The 13573-nt window shown below is 57.5% G+C and carries 10 protein-coding genes; 3 read left to right on the forward strand and 7 right to left on the reverse strand.

What is annotated here, in order from left to right:
• Window positions 1-113 precede the first annotated feature (113 nt).
• Window positions 114-1280 (forward strand): helix-turn-helix transcriptional regulator, encoded by a 1167-nt coding sequence (locus PYH37_RS01520; RefSeq protein ID WP_280731698.1) that lies wholly within the window; start codon window positions 114-116, stop codon window positions 1278-1280.
• An 82-nt stretch (window positions 1281-1362) separates the two neighbouring features.
• On the opposite strand, the gene PYH37_RS01525 is transcribed toward PYH37_RS01520, so the two are convergent.
• The 6 genes from PYH37_RS01525 to PYH37_RS01550 form a co-directional block, all read right to left on the reverse strand.
• Window positions 1363-1701, reverse strand: coding sequence for a slr1659 superfamily regulator (locus PYH37_RS01525; protein ID WP_280731699.1), 339 nt, complete (start codon window positions 1699-1701; stop codon window positions 1363-1365).
• 10 nt (window positions 1702-1711) lie between these two features.
• Window positions 1712-2269: a slr1658 superfamily regulator gene (locus PYH37_RS01530; RefSeq protein ID WP_280731700.1), complete on the reverse strand. Its 558-nt coding sequence runs from the start codon at window positions 2267-2269 to the stop codon at window positions 1712-1714.
• Between the two features lie 5 nt (window positions 2270-2274).
• Entirely contained in the window at window positions 2275-4635 is a 2361-nt protein-coding gene (locus PYH37_RS01535) for a PP2C family protein-serine/threonine phosphatase (protein WP_280731701.1), read from the reverse strand.
• Window positions 4632-5810, reverse strand: a complete 1179-nt coding sequence (locus PYH37_RS01540; RefSeq protein WP_280731702.1) for a class I SAM-dependent methyltransferase — start codon at window positions 5808-5810, stop codon at window positions 4632-4634. The genes PYH37_RS01535 and PYH37_RS01540 overlap by 4 nt, the downstream gene beginning before the upstream one ends.
• The gene (locus PYH37_RS01545; protein WP_280731703.1) at window positions 5807-6325 is read right to left on the reverse strand and encodes a ubiquinone biosynthesis methyltransferase UbiE; all 519 of its coding nucleotides are present in this window, start codon (window positions 6323-6325) and stop codon (window positions 5807-5809) included. Before PYH37_RS01545 ends, PYH37_RS01540 begins: the two co-directional genes overlap by 4 nt.
• 130 nt (window positions 6326-6455) lie before the next feature.
• Window positions 6456-8132 carry a putative bifunctional diguanylate cyclase/phosphodiesterase gene (locus PYH37_RS01550; protein ID WP_280731704.1) on the reverse strand — a complete coding sequence of 559 codons (1677 nt, stop codon included), beginning with the start codon at window positions 8130-8132 and terminating at the stop codon, window positions 6456-6458.
• Window positions 8133-8557: 425 nt separating this feature from the next.
• On the opposite strand from PYH37_RS01550, the gene PYH37_RS01555 reads away from it, so the two are divergent.
• The gene (locus PYH37_RS01555; protein WP_280731705.1) at window positions 8558-9790 is read left to right on the forward strand and encodes an HlyD family secretion protein; all 1233 of its coding nucleotides are present in this window, start codon (window positions 8558-8560) and stop codon (window positions 9788-9790) included.
• The gene (locus tag PYH37_RS01560) at window positions 9772-11766 is read left to right on the forward strand and encodes a glycosyltransferase (RefSeq protein ID WP_280731706.1); all 1995 of its coding nucleotides are present in this window, start codon (window positions 9772-9774) and stop codon (window positions 11764-11766) included. The genes PYH37_RS01555 and PYH37_RS01560 overlap by 19 nt, the downstream gene beginning before the upstream one ends.
• Before the next feature lie 754 nt (window positions 11767-12520).
• Here PYH37_RS01560 and PYH37_RS01565 read toward each other — a convergent pair.
• Window positions 12521-13273 carry a helix-turn-helix transcriptional regulator gene (locus PYH37_RS01565; protein ID WP_280731707.1) on the reverse strand — a complete coding sequence of 251 codons (753 nt, stop codon included), beginning with the start codon at window positions 13271-13273 and terminating at the stop codon, window positions 12521-12523.
• Window positions 13274-13573 lie beyond the last annotated feature (300 nt).

Consider the following 13573-nt stretch of genomic DNA (forward strand, 5'->3'; position numbering starts at 1 on the left):
GCGTACAACTAGACCCTGCTATGCGCCGAACGGCTTAGATCGGCGCGCGGCGACGCCATAACGAGTGATCGCCTGCGCCTTGGATTCAGGCGATCGTGTTCTGGAGGAGTTGTATGAGTGATCGTTCAACCGAGTCCGACCAAGGCGACGATCCGACGGAAGGACCGCCGTCAGAAAGGCCGCCACACCTGGAACGCCGACGGTGGCCACGTCAGCCAGGGGGTCAGCCAGCACCGCATACCGCCTCCTCACCTGCGCTCGCACCTTTGCGTTTCTCGACACATGAGCGTGCACCAGCGGAGCAGTTTGAAGCCTGGCGGAGCCATATAGCCCCCTTGGTTGACGTCATTTTGCCGGAGGGCAAGTCGCCGGATGACGGCTTCCCCGCCCATCACACGGCGTGGCATCTCGGGAACCTCCTCATCGTTCAACAACGCACGCCAGCTCATAGCTACATACGCTCGCAGGCGATGTTGCGTTTGAGTCCGATCGATCATTGGTACGTGGAGTTGATTCGCAGCGGCCGGACCTGGACGGAAGTTGATCGTCATGTCGCTGAAAACGAACCGGGCAAGCTCGTTTTCCGATCGCTCGGCTATCCGTCTCGCGGTCGTGCGACAGATTTAGACGCTATCCTGCTTTTCATGCCTTACGACCTGCTGGCCGATGACGCCGCGGTGCTTGAGGCGGCCAACAATTCGGTTCTATCCGGCAACCTGGCGAATTTGCTTATCAACTATGTGAGCGGCACCGAAGCGAATCTCGACGTGCTCACAGCAGAAGAACTGCCGAAGATCGTCCACACGATACGTGACATGGTGGTCGCATGCGCCTCAGCAGCGGCGGGGCCGAGTTCAATCGGAACGCCGACGAATAGGGGAATGATGGAGCGAGCGCACCGCTATATTCATCGTAATCTCCACTCGCCTGATCTCACTCCGGAAGCTGTGAGCCGCGCGCTCGGTATCTCCCGGACGCGTCTCTATCAGCTTTTCGGGGCAAGTGGCGGTGTCCTCAACTATATCCGGAAACGGCGGCTTCTGGCTGCCTATGCGGATCTCAGTGATCCGACCAACAATCGGCCGATCTCGGAAATAGCGGAAGCTGCGGGTTTCGACCTGGCCGCCAATTTCACCCGCGCGTTCAGCCACGAGTTTGGTTGCAGCCCGCGTGAAGTCCGAAAAGCAGCCATAGCGGAACGCCCAGTGCCGAGTGCTCCCCAAGTTGCGCGGCCCATTGGCAGCACATTTGCTGACTGGCTCACGACACTCGGACTATGAGATTGGAAGCGGCCTCAGTAGCTATTTCGGCCGTCTTCTTCGTGCGTTGTCATCTGGCACAGCAAAACCCGCGCGATCTTTTTCAGCCTAGACGCAGATCGACGGCCGGGTAGAGTTTTTTGAGATTTGGAAGCGACTTCGACTGCCAGGGAAATTCCGACGTCCCACGTACCGTCAGATGGACATTTGGCCTGTTACGGGCCTCGATCGTAAGTTTCGCAAGGAGGTTGATTCCGGAAGAGTTGAGAAACTGCAATCCCGTCAGGTCGAGCGTGAGGCGGGCGGGTTCGGTTTCAAGAACGCTCATGACAAGGGAGAAGATTGGGGCATAGGCCTCGCTGCCGGGCAAGCGCATGGTGCCGTCGAAATAGATTTCGCTGCCCTCAGACCAGATGCGGTATTCTTCTTCTTTAATTTCCATGTTCTCCCCATTAATTCGACATATCGGGAACTGCAATAGAAGCGTAAGTCTCCAGCGCGATTGCTCCAGTTTGTTCGGCGGATCCGAAAACCCAGGCGAAATGAACGCCATAATCGCTCATAAGCGTCAGAAGACCAAGCCCGGAGCCGCTTTCGCCCCCAATCGCATTTGCCTCGATCCGCTCGATGAGGAGTTCGCCAGGATCGCCTGTGGAAATCTCCGAAAGCAAGCCCTGGAACTGCGTGGCCGTTTCCTTGTCGATAAAGTTGGAAACTTTCGCGCGGAACGTGTTTGCTTCGAGCGAGGCTTCCACGATGATTTCGCCTGCGACGCGGAACTTTACGGCGTTCTCTACCAGCTCATTGGTAAGATAACCTACATTGTGCCGCACCTCCTTATAGGTGTTGCGCGATACGCGATAGCGCAGCGCTACGAGCTCGGCGACGAAATCCGAAGTGATTGCGCAGTGCTTCCAACTGAGATCCAGGGGCCCGTCGAATAGGCGAAGTCGCGCAACGCTTTCGCCTGTTCCGATTGCGAGGTCTGCCACTCCATATAAAGCCGTCATTCGCCTCACCTATGCCTCATAACGACGAGCGTGATGTCGTCGTGGATCTTCTGTGTGCCGATATGCGTCATCAGATCCTCGATAATGCCTGATTTGACCTCTTCCGCGCTTCGCCCGTAGAGCTGACGAGCGCTCTCGCAGAGCCTCTCTATGCCAAAAAGCTCGCCATTGCGGCCCTCGGCCTCGGTCACGCCGTCGGTGTGGAGAATGATCATGTCGCCATGATCGAATGAAATCTCCCGAGTCGCCACGAACCGCGAGATATCCGGCTCCAACCCAATCGGCAAACCGAGATCAAGCGTATCAATTCGCTCGACCTCTGCGAGATTGCGAACGACAATCAGCTCCTCGTGCTGACCCGAAAGTGTTAGGCGTCCTTCCTCATAGTCTAGGAACGCCAGCGAGAGATGCTTGTTCGTGCTGGTTCTAACGATATTCTTGTAGATGGCACGATTCACCCGATTGAGGAATTGCGACGGATCCATAGCGCCCGCTTCCTGCAAGGCCCGTGCCACCGACTGGACCATCAGCATCAGGACGCCGCTCTCCAGGCCATGGCCGGTTACATCGCCGATCCCGATTTTCAGCCGCTGACCGTCTCTTAGAACATCGTAATAGTCACCGCCGACCTCATCGGCGGGCCGCATGTAAGCGGCAATCTCAAGCTCCTTGATATCCTCCAGTTCGCCCGCTCTTGGCAGAACCATCATCTGGATCCGGCGGGCGACGGCCAGCTCAGCGCCGAGGCGCAAATTCTCGCTACGTAATTGTTTGTTCAAAGCGGAGATCTGCAGGTTCGCCTCTTCGATCTCCTTCGTTCGATCCTCAACAAGCTGTTCAAGATTTTCGGTGTGAAAACTGATCTGCTCCGCCATGCGGTTGAAGGCGGCGCCTGCTTCGCCGACCTCGTCGCGCGTTGGAATGTCGACCCTGACGGAATAGTCCATGGCCTGGATGCGCTTGGCAGCACCGGCGAGCGCGCTGATGCCGCCGGTTATGCGCTTCGATATCGCAAACACCGCCGCGATCACGAAAAGCAGGGATACGAGGAGCGCCAGGATCTGATAGATCAGGATTCTGTTTGTCGCTTCCGAGATTCCCGCCTGCGCGGCAAACAACGAAGCATAGATCTCGCGCTCGGGCACGACGATGCCAAGCGACATGACCTCCCGCTGAACGGGGCCGGATACCCACAGGTTCGTCGGCTGCAGGTGCTTCAAGACAACGAGATAGGGCACTTCCTCGCCGTTTTCGTTAAGCATGACGTGTTGAAGCAAACCGTCCCGATCGAGCGGCAACTGCGCGATTTCCGGCTGTGCGCTTCTGCGCAGAGAGCGGTCAAGGCCCGTCACGCCCTGGCTGCCCGTGTCGCTGGATGATCGAAGGCCTATGACCTTTTCCCCCACCGGGTTGATGGCCACGACGTTACCGTCGGACATCGTCAGGAAGCCGAAGCCGTGGTCGGCCACTTTGACGTTTTCCACGATCTCGGCCAGTTGATCGAGCGTGATATCCGCTCCTGCGGCTCCAGCCACTGCTCTGCGGTCGCGTGACCAGAGAGGCTGGAAGAAGCTGACGATCAGCTTACCGGTGATCGCGTCGGTGTAGGGTGCTGTCTGGGTGATATCGTCTGGAACCGGGCGCAGACCCGGGTCCTGCACCCATTGCTGCCATGACTCGTAAAGTCCCGGGAAAAAGAAAGTCCAGAAGTCCGCCGTGTTATGACCCGGATACAGCCTATCGAAGGTCTGAGCCTGATCCGTATAGGGTGCGGTTCTAAAGATCGGGCGCTCCTTGGGGCCGATATAATACATTTGCAGCTTCGACTGGCCGTTTGCCAGCAAGCTCGGAGCGACCAGGTCCAGCACTGCACTGTTTTCGATTTCTGTCTGGACTTCGGGAAGCGGCTTATGACTTGGATCCAGAAGGTATCCCCAGACGCTGACGACGGAGAGGGGGCCGGGCAGGTTCTGAGCCCAGCCGCCCTTTTCATCGTAGACGACGCTGACCGATCCGGGAGCGCCGCGGCCCATCGCCTCGCCGATCTGGGATTTTCTCACGGGACGATCGATCTGCGCCTGAAGTACGCCGGCGAGGGTGCCGACGTCAGTATGGACTTGACCGAGCAGCAGATTGACGCGAGCGGCCGTCGCTTCGGCATAGGAGCGGATATAGTCCTGATTGGCCCGCTCCAAACCTTGCCCCACCTGTTCGGTCGCATCGCGCGAAAGCCTCTGAACGTTCCAGAGCGCAAGGCCGCCGCTGACGAGCAGGTCGAAGAGTACCGCGCCCCCCACGACGAGGACGAACTTGGCCCGGAATGAGCGCAAGCCGAAGCGGGAGGTGTGTTGCTGATCTACGCTCATAGAGGTTTGCGTCCGGATGCCACCCAGATCGGCCAGCCGGCGTAACCCTTCGGATGGAGAGCAGCGAAGATGTGGTCTTTGAAGCCCTGACGGAAGCGTTGAATGAATTCGGGAGAATCGCCACGCTTCACGGCCATTTCGCCGGCATAGACCTTTTCCCACGCGGTAATGACATCGGCGAAATCCTGCGGATCCCCGTCGAGATTAGTCACCATAAACGACTCGACGACGATATCGTCAAAGCCGGCATCGGCGAGATACCGGCGGCTCTTCGGACCCAGCTCCACGTCCATCTCGAAATGACTGAACAGCTTCGCCACCTCGTTGTACGTCCATTGAATGCTCTGGGAGCGAGGTTCACCGAGGCAATGCGAATTCTTCTCGTTGGTAATGTACACCCGCCCTCCGGGTTTGCAGATCCGGTAAAGCTCCGCCAAAAGCATGTCCGACCTGTTGAATATCTGCAGGGAGTGGCGGCAGCTTACGAAGTCGAACTGATTGTCGTCGAGCAACATTTCGGATGCGTCGCCGTAGGTATATTCGATATCGGTGATGCCGAAACCGGCGGCGACGTCGCGCGCATAGGCAAGACTTGCCTTCGAATGGTCGAGTGCGACGATCCGCGCGGGCTGGAACTCCTTTTGGACCAGCACTGCGAAATCACCGATGCCGCAACAAATGTCCGCCATTGCTATGCCAGCGCGCATGCCATGGCGAGGAAGGATCGTGCGCTCGTGACGCCAGGTCATCTTGGTTTGCGTGCGCAGTATCGGAATGAAGCTCGTGTTCTCCACGAAACTCTGGCCGGGATAGAAGGTGGAGTCGTAGACCTCGACGGTTATCTGCGGTTCGATCCTGTTCAGATGTCCAAACATCCGGGTGGTCCAGCCGACAACACTCGATGTCACGACGACGAAGCGAAGATCGGACCTCGTTCGGCAGGCGTCGAGAACCACCCGTACGAAGGCATGAAAAGCCGTGTTGTTCATCTGAACGAGGCGCCTCACATTGATGTAAAGCACGCCCCGCACCTCGTCGATCGCTTCCTTAAGCATCGACACGCCCGGTGCGATCTCCTCGATCGAGCGGGGGCGGATCACCCCGGCAAGACAAAACTCCTGGCTGTTGGCGTCAAACTCCGCCCTGAAAGATGTGGAAAGGTCCGCCTGACTCAACTCACAGCTCCTTCAAGAGGCAGATCGATAACAAGCGTTACCGATGGTGGATCAGTTTCTTCCAATCGAACCTGAGCGTCGAAGTTGATCGCCAGGTCAAGAAGAATGATCTCCCGACTTGGTGACAGATCGGTTGAGATCGAACTCAGATAGCGGGCGTAGGCGTCAGCCTGACGGGTTCTCGAAACCGCTTCGTGATAGAACTGCCTCTGGCCAGGCGGGCATGGAAATGTAAGTTTCACCCGTTCCATTGGACCATTTCGGTAGACCGCACAGCCCATCAGGCCATCAGGAGAACCGCCGCGAAATGTCACTTCCAAAAGCTCGTTCAGCGCGGAAGAAAAGAAGTTCGAGTGGCGAATGGGATCCGTTCGGTTGTGGCTGATCATTCGTGCCACGTAGGACGATAAGTGGTCGCAGTGGTTCCAGTCGGAAAGGAAGGTTCCCATCTCCATCTCGAATTGAAGCAGGGGTTCGAAAGCTGCTTCCGCTGTTTCTTTCTCGGATACGTCCATGCTTCCTCGACCTCCACGAAAAATACGCTGCTATTTCGCCTGCAGTTCCGCAGACTTGATCTCCTTCATCCCGACCCACCAGAACCATGCGGACCACCTTTTTGGCCCTAAACCGGGGCCCTGAGAAACCCTAAAGGATCGCGAACGACGCTCGGCGAAGGAAATCTTGAATCGCTGCGGCAGGCATCGGGGCACCCAGAAAATACCCCTGCAGCCGGTCACATCCTTCTTTAAAGAGCCAAGCTGCCTGACCCCTCGTCTCCACGCCCTCCGCGGTGACGCTCATTCCAAGTCCATGGGCGAGCGCGATAATAAATCGGACGATCGTCTGGCTCTTCTCGTCGCTCTCAAGATCCTTGATGAAGTATTTGTCGATTTTGATCGTGTCGAAAGGGAAGTTTTTCAGATAGCTGAGAGAAGAGTAGAAGGTGCCAAAATCATCGAGCGAGATCTGGACGCCAAGCACGTTCAACGTGTTGAGCGTATCGAGATTATTCGTCGTTCGCTCCAGCAGCACGGACTCGGTGACTTCCAGTTCAAGCCGTTCAGGGCGGATCCCGACCGCGTCTATCGTCTGAGCCACGCGATCGGTAATACCCTCGCGCAGGAACTCCGCCGGCGAAAGGTTGACTGCTAGGGTGAAATGGGACGGCCAGTTCATTGCCGCGCGACAGGCCTGCCCCAGGACCCACTGACCGATTTCGCTCATGAGACCGTCGGACTCAGCCATGGGAATGAAGACGCTCGGTGGGATGATGCCCCCGAAAGGGTGGCGCCACCGCACGAGTGCTTCGAAGCCGACGATTGCCGATTTTGAGTTCACGAGCGGCTGGTACTCGATAAAGAGCTGGTTTTCTTGTAGAGCGGTACGCAAGCTGCGCCGCAACATCTCCCGTTGTTCGAGCACGATGAGCATAGAGCGGCTGAAAGTCCGCCCGCGCCCACGGCCCTCGGTCTTTGCTGCATAAAGCGCAATGTCTGCTGCCTTCATCAACTGCTCGATTTCGTTTCCGTCTGCGGGTGCAACGGCGATTCCCACACTTGCTCCGACGAAAACATTGATGTCCTCGACAGTGAAGGGCTCCTTGAAAGCATTAACGATGGCATCCGCCAGACGCTCGGCCTCACTCGGCTGATCGACCTTCCACTGAATGACCGCGAATTCGTCGCCCGCCAGCCGATAAGCAAGCTCGCGATCTCCAAGCACGCTCCTTATTCGTTCGGCTGCCATCTTTAAAACGGTGTCGCCGGCGCCGTGGCCCAGCGTGTCATTGATCGGCTTGAAATCGTCGAGATCGATTTGCATCAGCGCCAGTCTGACGCCTGTGGGTACCGGAAGGGCGGCCTTCAACTGGTCGCTGAACTGTCGCCGGTTTGGCAACCCTGTCAAGACATCGTGGGTCGCATGATACAGGAGGAGGGCGCGGTCGTTCTCGCTCTGGCTCGAGGTCTCACGGCGGGTAGAACTGCTCTCCGCTTCAACGACGCCGATACCGTTGGACGCGCGAAAAATGAGCAGGGTCCGACGATCTCCCGTTGTGGTGTCTGCGATTTCGATGCTCCGCGGCAGACCGCTTGTAACAACGAATTCGACGGCGGATTTGGATTTGGGAGCTAACAGTTCCGGATAGATGTGCCACAGGGTCGCTTCGACCAAAGTGTCGACCGCATATGTTTCTCTGTGCTTGCCCGTGCAGTCGATGAGGTGAAAGCTCTCGTCATACAGAGAAACGAGCTCATCGGTGTTGGCGAGAGAGTAGCTTTCGACGGAGGATGAAACAAACGGCGTCATATCAGCGTCCGGCATCCCTGCCTTTCCCTTCCGTTACGTGCCGCTTGGCGACCGAATCACACTCGACCACGTTAATGTAGTTCCGGGCCAAGTCCGTTCAAAGTTATCGCAGAAAGTGTTGTGGTCAATGCCGCTCGACCAAAGGGAAATATCAATTTGTGAAACTGCCTGTATTTCCTAGACGCCAATGGCAGTTTAATTTCCGCGAGCCGCGGACTCTAGCGCCAGTACCCGTGGAATTTGCCAGTAAAGCACACAATTTTTAGGATTGTCCGACGCAGAATCTCGCTAGATGGTGTGAAGGAGCAATGCCGTTTTGAAATCCGAAACGCGACGGTTGTTCCAACCAACTGGTCTCGGCAAAAGTTGGTCGTGTCGGTTGATACGATATTAATCCGTGTCTGCCTTTAGGGCAGGGTAAGGGGGTGCAGACGTCTAGGATGATCCTGAACCACCGCATCACGCGTGTTACCGTCGGCATACTCCTGCTGATACTTGCCGTTATCCTCCTGTTGCCGAACCTGACTGGCTTCACAAGCCTGGATGGGACAGTCAATGCACGGCTTGCCGTTCTGAATGCGCCGATCGACGGAACCATCGCAGACGTTGCGGTCAAAGTCGGAACGCCGGTCATTGAGGGGCAGCCTCTGGCGACGATCAAAAACACTCGCGTGAACCGGGCAATACTTGCCTCGCTCCAGGCCGAGCACACCACTGCCTTGGATCGCGTTGGGGCGCTTCAGCGGGAAAGGGACGAACTGGCGCAACTTCGGGACCAATTGTCGGCTAGATTGGACATTTACAGGAAGGCAACCGTGGCCAGCCTTGAGCGGGAAGTCGAGATTCTGCGCAAAAGGGTCGCGGTTTCCCAGGCGCAGGACGTTGTCGCGCAAGTCGATCTCGAGCGGCGGCTGGCGCTCGAATCGAAAGGCATTTTCACCAGGAAGATGGTGGAGACGGCTCAAGCCGCGGGGGCCGCCGCGGGCGGAGAGGTGGAGATCAGCAATCTGACGGTCGAGCAATTGCAGCACAGGCTGGAGGCGGTCCGGCAAGGTATATTCGTTATTGGCGACGGCCAAAACGATGTGCCCTATTCGCGCCAGCGCCAGGACGAAGTCATCGTCCGCATCAACGACCTCAACACACGCATAGCGGAAAACGAGACACGTGCCGCTGAGGCCGAAAAGCAACTGATCGAGGAGAGGGAGCGCGTTCGCAGCCTTGAATCTGCGATCGTCTCAGCGCCTTTCAATGGTGTCGTTTGGAGCCGCAATATCGTGAACCGCTCCAACGTCGTCCTCAACAACGAGTTGATAAGCCTTCTGGATTGCAGCGACTTGTTCGTCGATATTCTCGTGCCTGAGGTCAATTTCGACGAAATTTTTCCCGGACGGGACGCCGAGGTACGGCTTTTCGGGGGAAGCGATGTTTTTAAAGGCATAGTGCGATCCGTGAGGGGGAGCCTCGCAACCTCCGAGAAGGACGGGCTTGCCGCGAACGAACCGGAGGCCGACGACCGCAATGCGCGTATCCGGGTCTCGCTCGCGCCCTCGGCGCTCAACACCGACTTCGCCAATTTCTGCCAGACCGGTCGCACGGTACAGGTGCGTTTTTCAAAAGGCGGGCCTCGGCTCACGCAGTGGATTGAAAGCCTGTGGTTCAATCTCTTCTAGCGCTGGCGCCGACCTTGTTGGTAATCGCCTTCTTCCTTATCGGACCATCCAACTGGTCGCGCCATCAGACCTGGGCGCGGGCGATCACCTGTGCCTTCGTAGCCGCCGTTGCTCTGCGTTACATGATCTGGCGTTTCATTGAGACCGTTCTTCCCTATCCATACGACGGCGCCAACTTCTATTGGGTCTGGTTTCTGTTCTTCGTCGAGGTTCTCGCCTTTTCCGAGGTGGTGCTGTTTCTGATCCTGATGAGTCGCTACGTCGACCGCAGCGCCGAAGCTGACCGGCTCGCGCGGGCGTTTTTCGCCGGTGAGCAAGCTGAACTGCCGACGGTCGACGTCTTCATTCCGACCTACAACGAACCGCTCGATGTGCTGGAACGGACGATCATTGGAGCGCTGGCGCTCGACTATCCCAAGGACAAGCTGAAGGTCTATGTGCTCGACGACGGTCGCCGCGACTGGCTCAAGACCTTTTGCGATGGGCGCGGCGCTATCCATGTGACGCGGAGCGACAACGCTCACGCCAAAGCCGGCAACATGAACAACGGGCTGCGCTTCAGTTCCGGCGACTTCGTTGCCATTTTCGATGCCGATTTCGTGCCTTACCGGCATTTTCTCAGGCGGACTTTGCCGTTCTTTTCCGACGAGACCATTGGCATCGTGCAAACCCCGCAGCATTTCTTCAACGTCGATCCGGTGCAGTCCAATCTTGGCCTCGAGAGTATCTGGCCGGACGAGCAGCGCCTGTTCTTCGACGAGATTGCGCCGAGCCGCGATGTCTGGGACGTGAGCTTCTGCTGCGGTTCGTGCTCGATTGCCCGTCGCAAAGCAGTCGATGCGATCGGCGGCTTCCCGACCGAGTCGATCACCGAAGATCTGCTGACCACGCTCTCGATGCTCAACAAGGGCTACAAGACCCGTTATTTGAACGAGCGACTGTCGATGGGACTGGCGGCCGAAAATTTGACCGGCTATTTCGTTCAGCGCGAGCGCTGGTGCCAGGGCGGAATTCAGACGCTCTACCTGCACAATGGTCCCTTGCGCGGGCCGGGACTTTCTCTCTTTCAGCGGGTCATGTTCCTGCCGATGTCGTGGCTGGTGCAATATCTGGTCCGATTCATGGTGCTCATGGTTCCGATCGTCTATCTCTGGTTCGGAGCCCTGCCGCTCGATTTCACCGATATTTCCGACTATGTCTCCCATCAGGTGCCGCTCTTGACGGCCTATTTCCTGCTGATGGTCTGGATCACGCCGACGCGATATCTACCGTTGATTTCCAGCGCCGTCGGCACATTCGCGACCTTCCGCATGCTGCCCACGGTCCTCTCCAGTCTGGTGCGGCCCTTTGGCAAACCGTTCAAGGTGACGCCCAAGGGCAGCGCCAATGAGGCGAACGCCTTTGATGCCTATACTTTCACCTGGATTGCCGCTTTCATCATCGTCACTGCACTCGGCCTGGTGATCAACATCGTTCCGGAAACGGCGCATATCGAGGGGGCATTTTCGGTGATCGCCGCGTTCTGGGCGGGCATCAATATCGTCGTGCTCGTCATCGCCTCGCTGATATGCTTTGAAAAACCGCGGCGCCTTTTCCAGGCTTTCAAGGTCGACGAGCCCGCTGGTGTCGATGGAGTCAGGGGGCGTCTGGTGAGCCTTTCCCTCGAGAAGGCGGTGGTCGCGGTTTCAACCCAAACGCGCTTCCAATCCACGCAGGTGAGGCTCGTCTTTCCAGGCTTTCAGCCACTTCAGTCGGAGCTCAAACAGGTGACCCAGCGGCGAAGGGGCATCAGCCGCCCTGGCGACGAACGGATCTATTACCTCCATCTCCATTTCGACCTGCGCGGTTCCGAGCGCGACAAGATGATCGTCAAGCTTTATACCGGACGCTATTCCCAGGATGTTCCCGACATCGACAAGGTCGCTGTCTCGATCAATCTGTTGCTGCGCGCCTTCGGGCGTACACGCACAGCATAGTCGCAGGGATGATGCGTGGGGTCTCTTGGTCCCGCTTCCCCTCCAGCTCCTCAGGAGCCAATGAACACCTGACAATGCTGGTAGAGATTGGCGGTGAATGGAGCGGGTGGATTCCGGGTAGGATTACAGTCTGGTGAAATCAACGGCCGGTCTGCGGTTTAATCAACTTATCCAGCTTCGTCAGAATTCTATAGGCGGCTTTCGATCCGCTTTGCCGGGATGAAGGCAACATAGGATCGAAGTCGTTCGTTGCGGAAGATGGCAGGGAATCCTCGGCCCTCGCTCGTCTGCGCCGAACCGATCGGCGCGGTTCGCATGGCTGATCTCGTGACCCTTGCCGACCTCGCTAGTGTCCCACTGCAGCACGTTGTAGGCTTCTTTGCAGTGCTTCGGCGATTTCAAAGTGCCTTCTTTCTGGTCGCGCACTCTGCCTTACCTTTGTTCCGCTTACCAGCCGAACCGCCAGGCCGGCGCCTGCGCTGCAGTAGTTGGAGGGGAGTAATTCGTCTAGGTGAATGGAGGCAGGCTGAACGTCATGTTAGCAGAAGCCCAGCCGGCTTTTCGGGGGGGAAGGCGGCGGTTAGAGGCCTGGCGTCTGGGGCGCCAGGCCTCGCTCCGGTTTACGCTCTTCGTCATGCGTTTTATCAGCCTCCTTTTCTCTCCCATTTCCCCTGTTCGGACCGCCGGCTAGACGCGACGGTACTGACCTACGCGAACGCGTTTCGACCGAGGTCCTCAAGACGTGTGACGGAGCTCATCGATGGCTGACGCGCTCCTGGAAGCTGCGGAAGCGCGCGGCCGCCTCGGTTCGGTTGTGCGCACCCAGTTTCCTTATGATGTGGTGCAGATGGATTTTCACAGTATTTTCCGACAGCCGGAATTCGGCAGCAATCAGCTTGTTCTGCAGGCCGCGGGAGACCCTTTCGAGAATTTGCAGTTCGCGAGCAGTGAGTTCCGCGATATTGGCCTCGTTGTTGTGAATCGGGCCGGTCATAGCACCGGTCCCGAACGGAAGTGTTGAGGCGCGTCCATTTCTCCTCGCATCCAGAAACAGGCCGGGGGGGAGATATTCGCCACCGCAAAGCATGAGCCTAATTACCGCCAGCCATACATCAAGCCGGAGGTTCATTGGCAGGACGCTCCGAGCGAGAGGGGATTCGAGGACAGTCGCTAGGCGCGCCGGTAAACCTCGGTTTTGAGGCTCGATGGCGGCCGTGTGAGCATGGGGATGCATGCGCAGGAGCTCGGCCGCCTCATCTTCATTTTCTTTTATCAATGCCGCATCGACGAGAATTAACGCCACCGGATGAGAAAAAGCATTGCAGGCCGCGCTGATCTGCTCGACTTGTTCAACGACAATCCAGGGGAATTCCCGCTCTATCGCATGGATCAGCCTTTCCGAAACTGTCCCGATGTCTGTTACAATCAAGATAGTACGTCGCGGCTCGGCACCCGCCCGCCTAGTACATCCCGCATCCTCGTAGTCGTGCCCGTTCAGCAGCTCCATGACCTCACCGTTCACCCATCAGGCTCGGGCTTGTGCTGAAAGCACAGACTGCGCTTCAGCTCCATTCTCGGGACTTTACCCCAGGTCGCAGCCGATCGCGACGGCTCAAAAGGGCTGAGGGATGGGGCAAAAGCGTAGCGAGCAATAATTGGCTTATCCGCCGCACTTTATCCGAACGAATTAGGTCTGCCCGACGGGCTACCCACCACCTGATGCCTCACAAGATTTAATTCTCTCGCTGCCTTGCCTTGATCGACCAAACGAGGGTCAGGAGCCGAAGATATCAATACTGTTGGGTAG

This window comes from Sinorhizobium numidicum (genome assembly GCF_029892045.1).
In the GTDB taxonomy this organism is placed as follows: domain Bacteria; phylum Pseudomonadota; class Alphaproteobacteria; order Rhizobiales; family Rhizobiaceae; genus Sinorhizobium; species Sinorhizobium numidicum.

Bases quoted from the DNA above. Each gene is read 5' to 3' on its own strand.
- PYH37_RS01520 (WP_280731698.1), top strand. From the start codon at position 114: ATGAGTGATCGTTCAACCGAGTCCGACCAAGGCGACGATCCGACGGAA.
- PYH37_RS01525 (WP_280731699.1), bottom strand. From the start codon at position 1,701: ATGGAAATTAAAGAAGAAGAATACCGCATCTGGTCTGAGGGCAGCGAA.
- PYH37_RS01530 (WP_280731700.1), bottom strand. From the start codon at position 2,269: ATGACGGCTTTATATGGAGTGGCAGACCTCGCAATCGGAACAGGCGAA.
- PYH37_RS01535 (WP_280731701.1), bottom strand. From the start codon at position 4,635: ATGAGCGTAGATCAGCAACACACCTCCCGCTTCGGCTTGCGCTCATTC.
- PYH37_RS01545 (WP_280731703.1), bottom strand. From the start codon at position 6,325: ATGGACGTATCCGAGAAAGAAACAGCGGAAGCAGCTTTCGAACCCCTG.
- PYH37_RS01550 (WP_280731704.1), bottom strand. From the start codon at position 8,132: ATGCCGGACGCTGATATGACGCCGTTTGTTTCATCCTCCGTCGAAAGC.
- PYH37_RS01555 (WP_280731705.1), top strand. From the start codon at position 8,558: ATGATCCTGAACCACCGCATCACGCGTGTTACCGTCGGCATACTCCTG.
- PYH37_RS01565 (WP_280731707.1), bottom strand. From the start codon at position 13,273: ATGGAGCTGCTGAACGGGCACGACTACGAGGATGCGGGATGTACTAGG.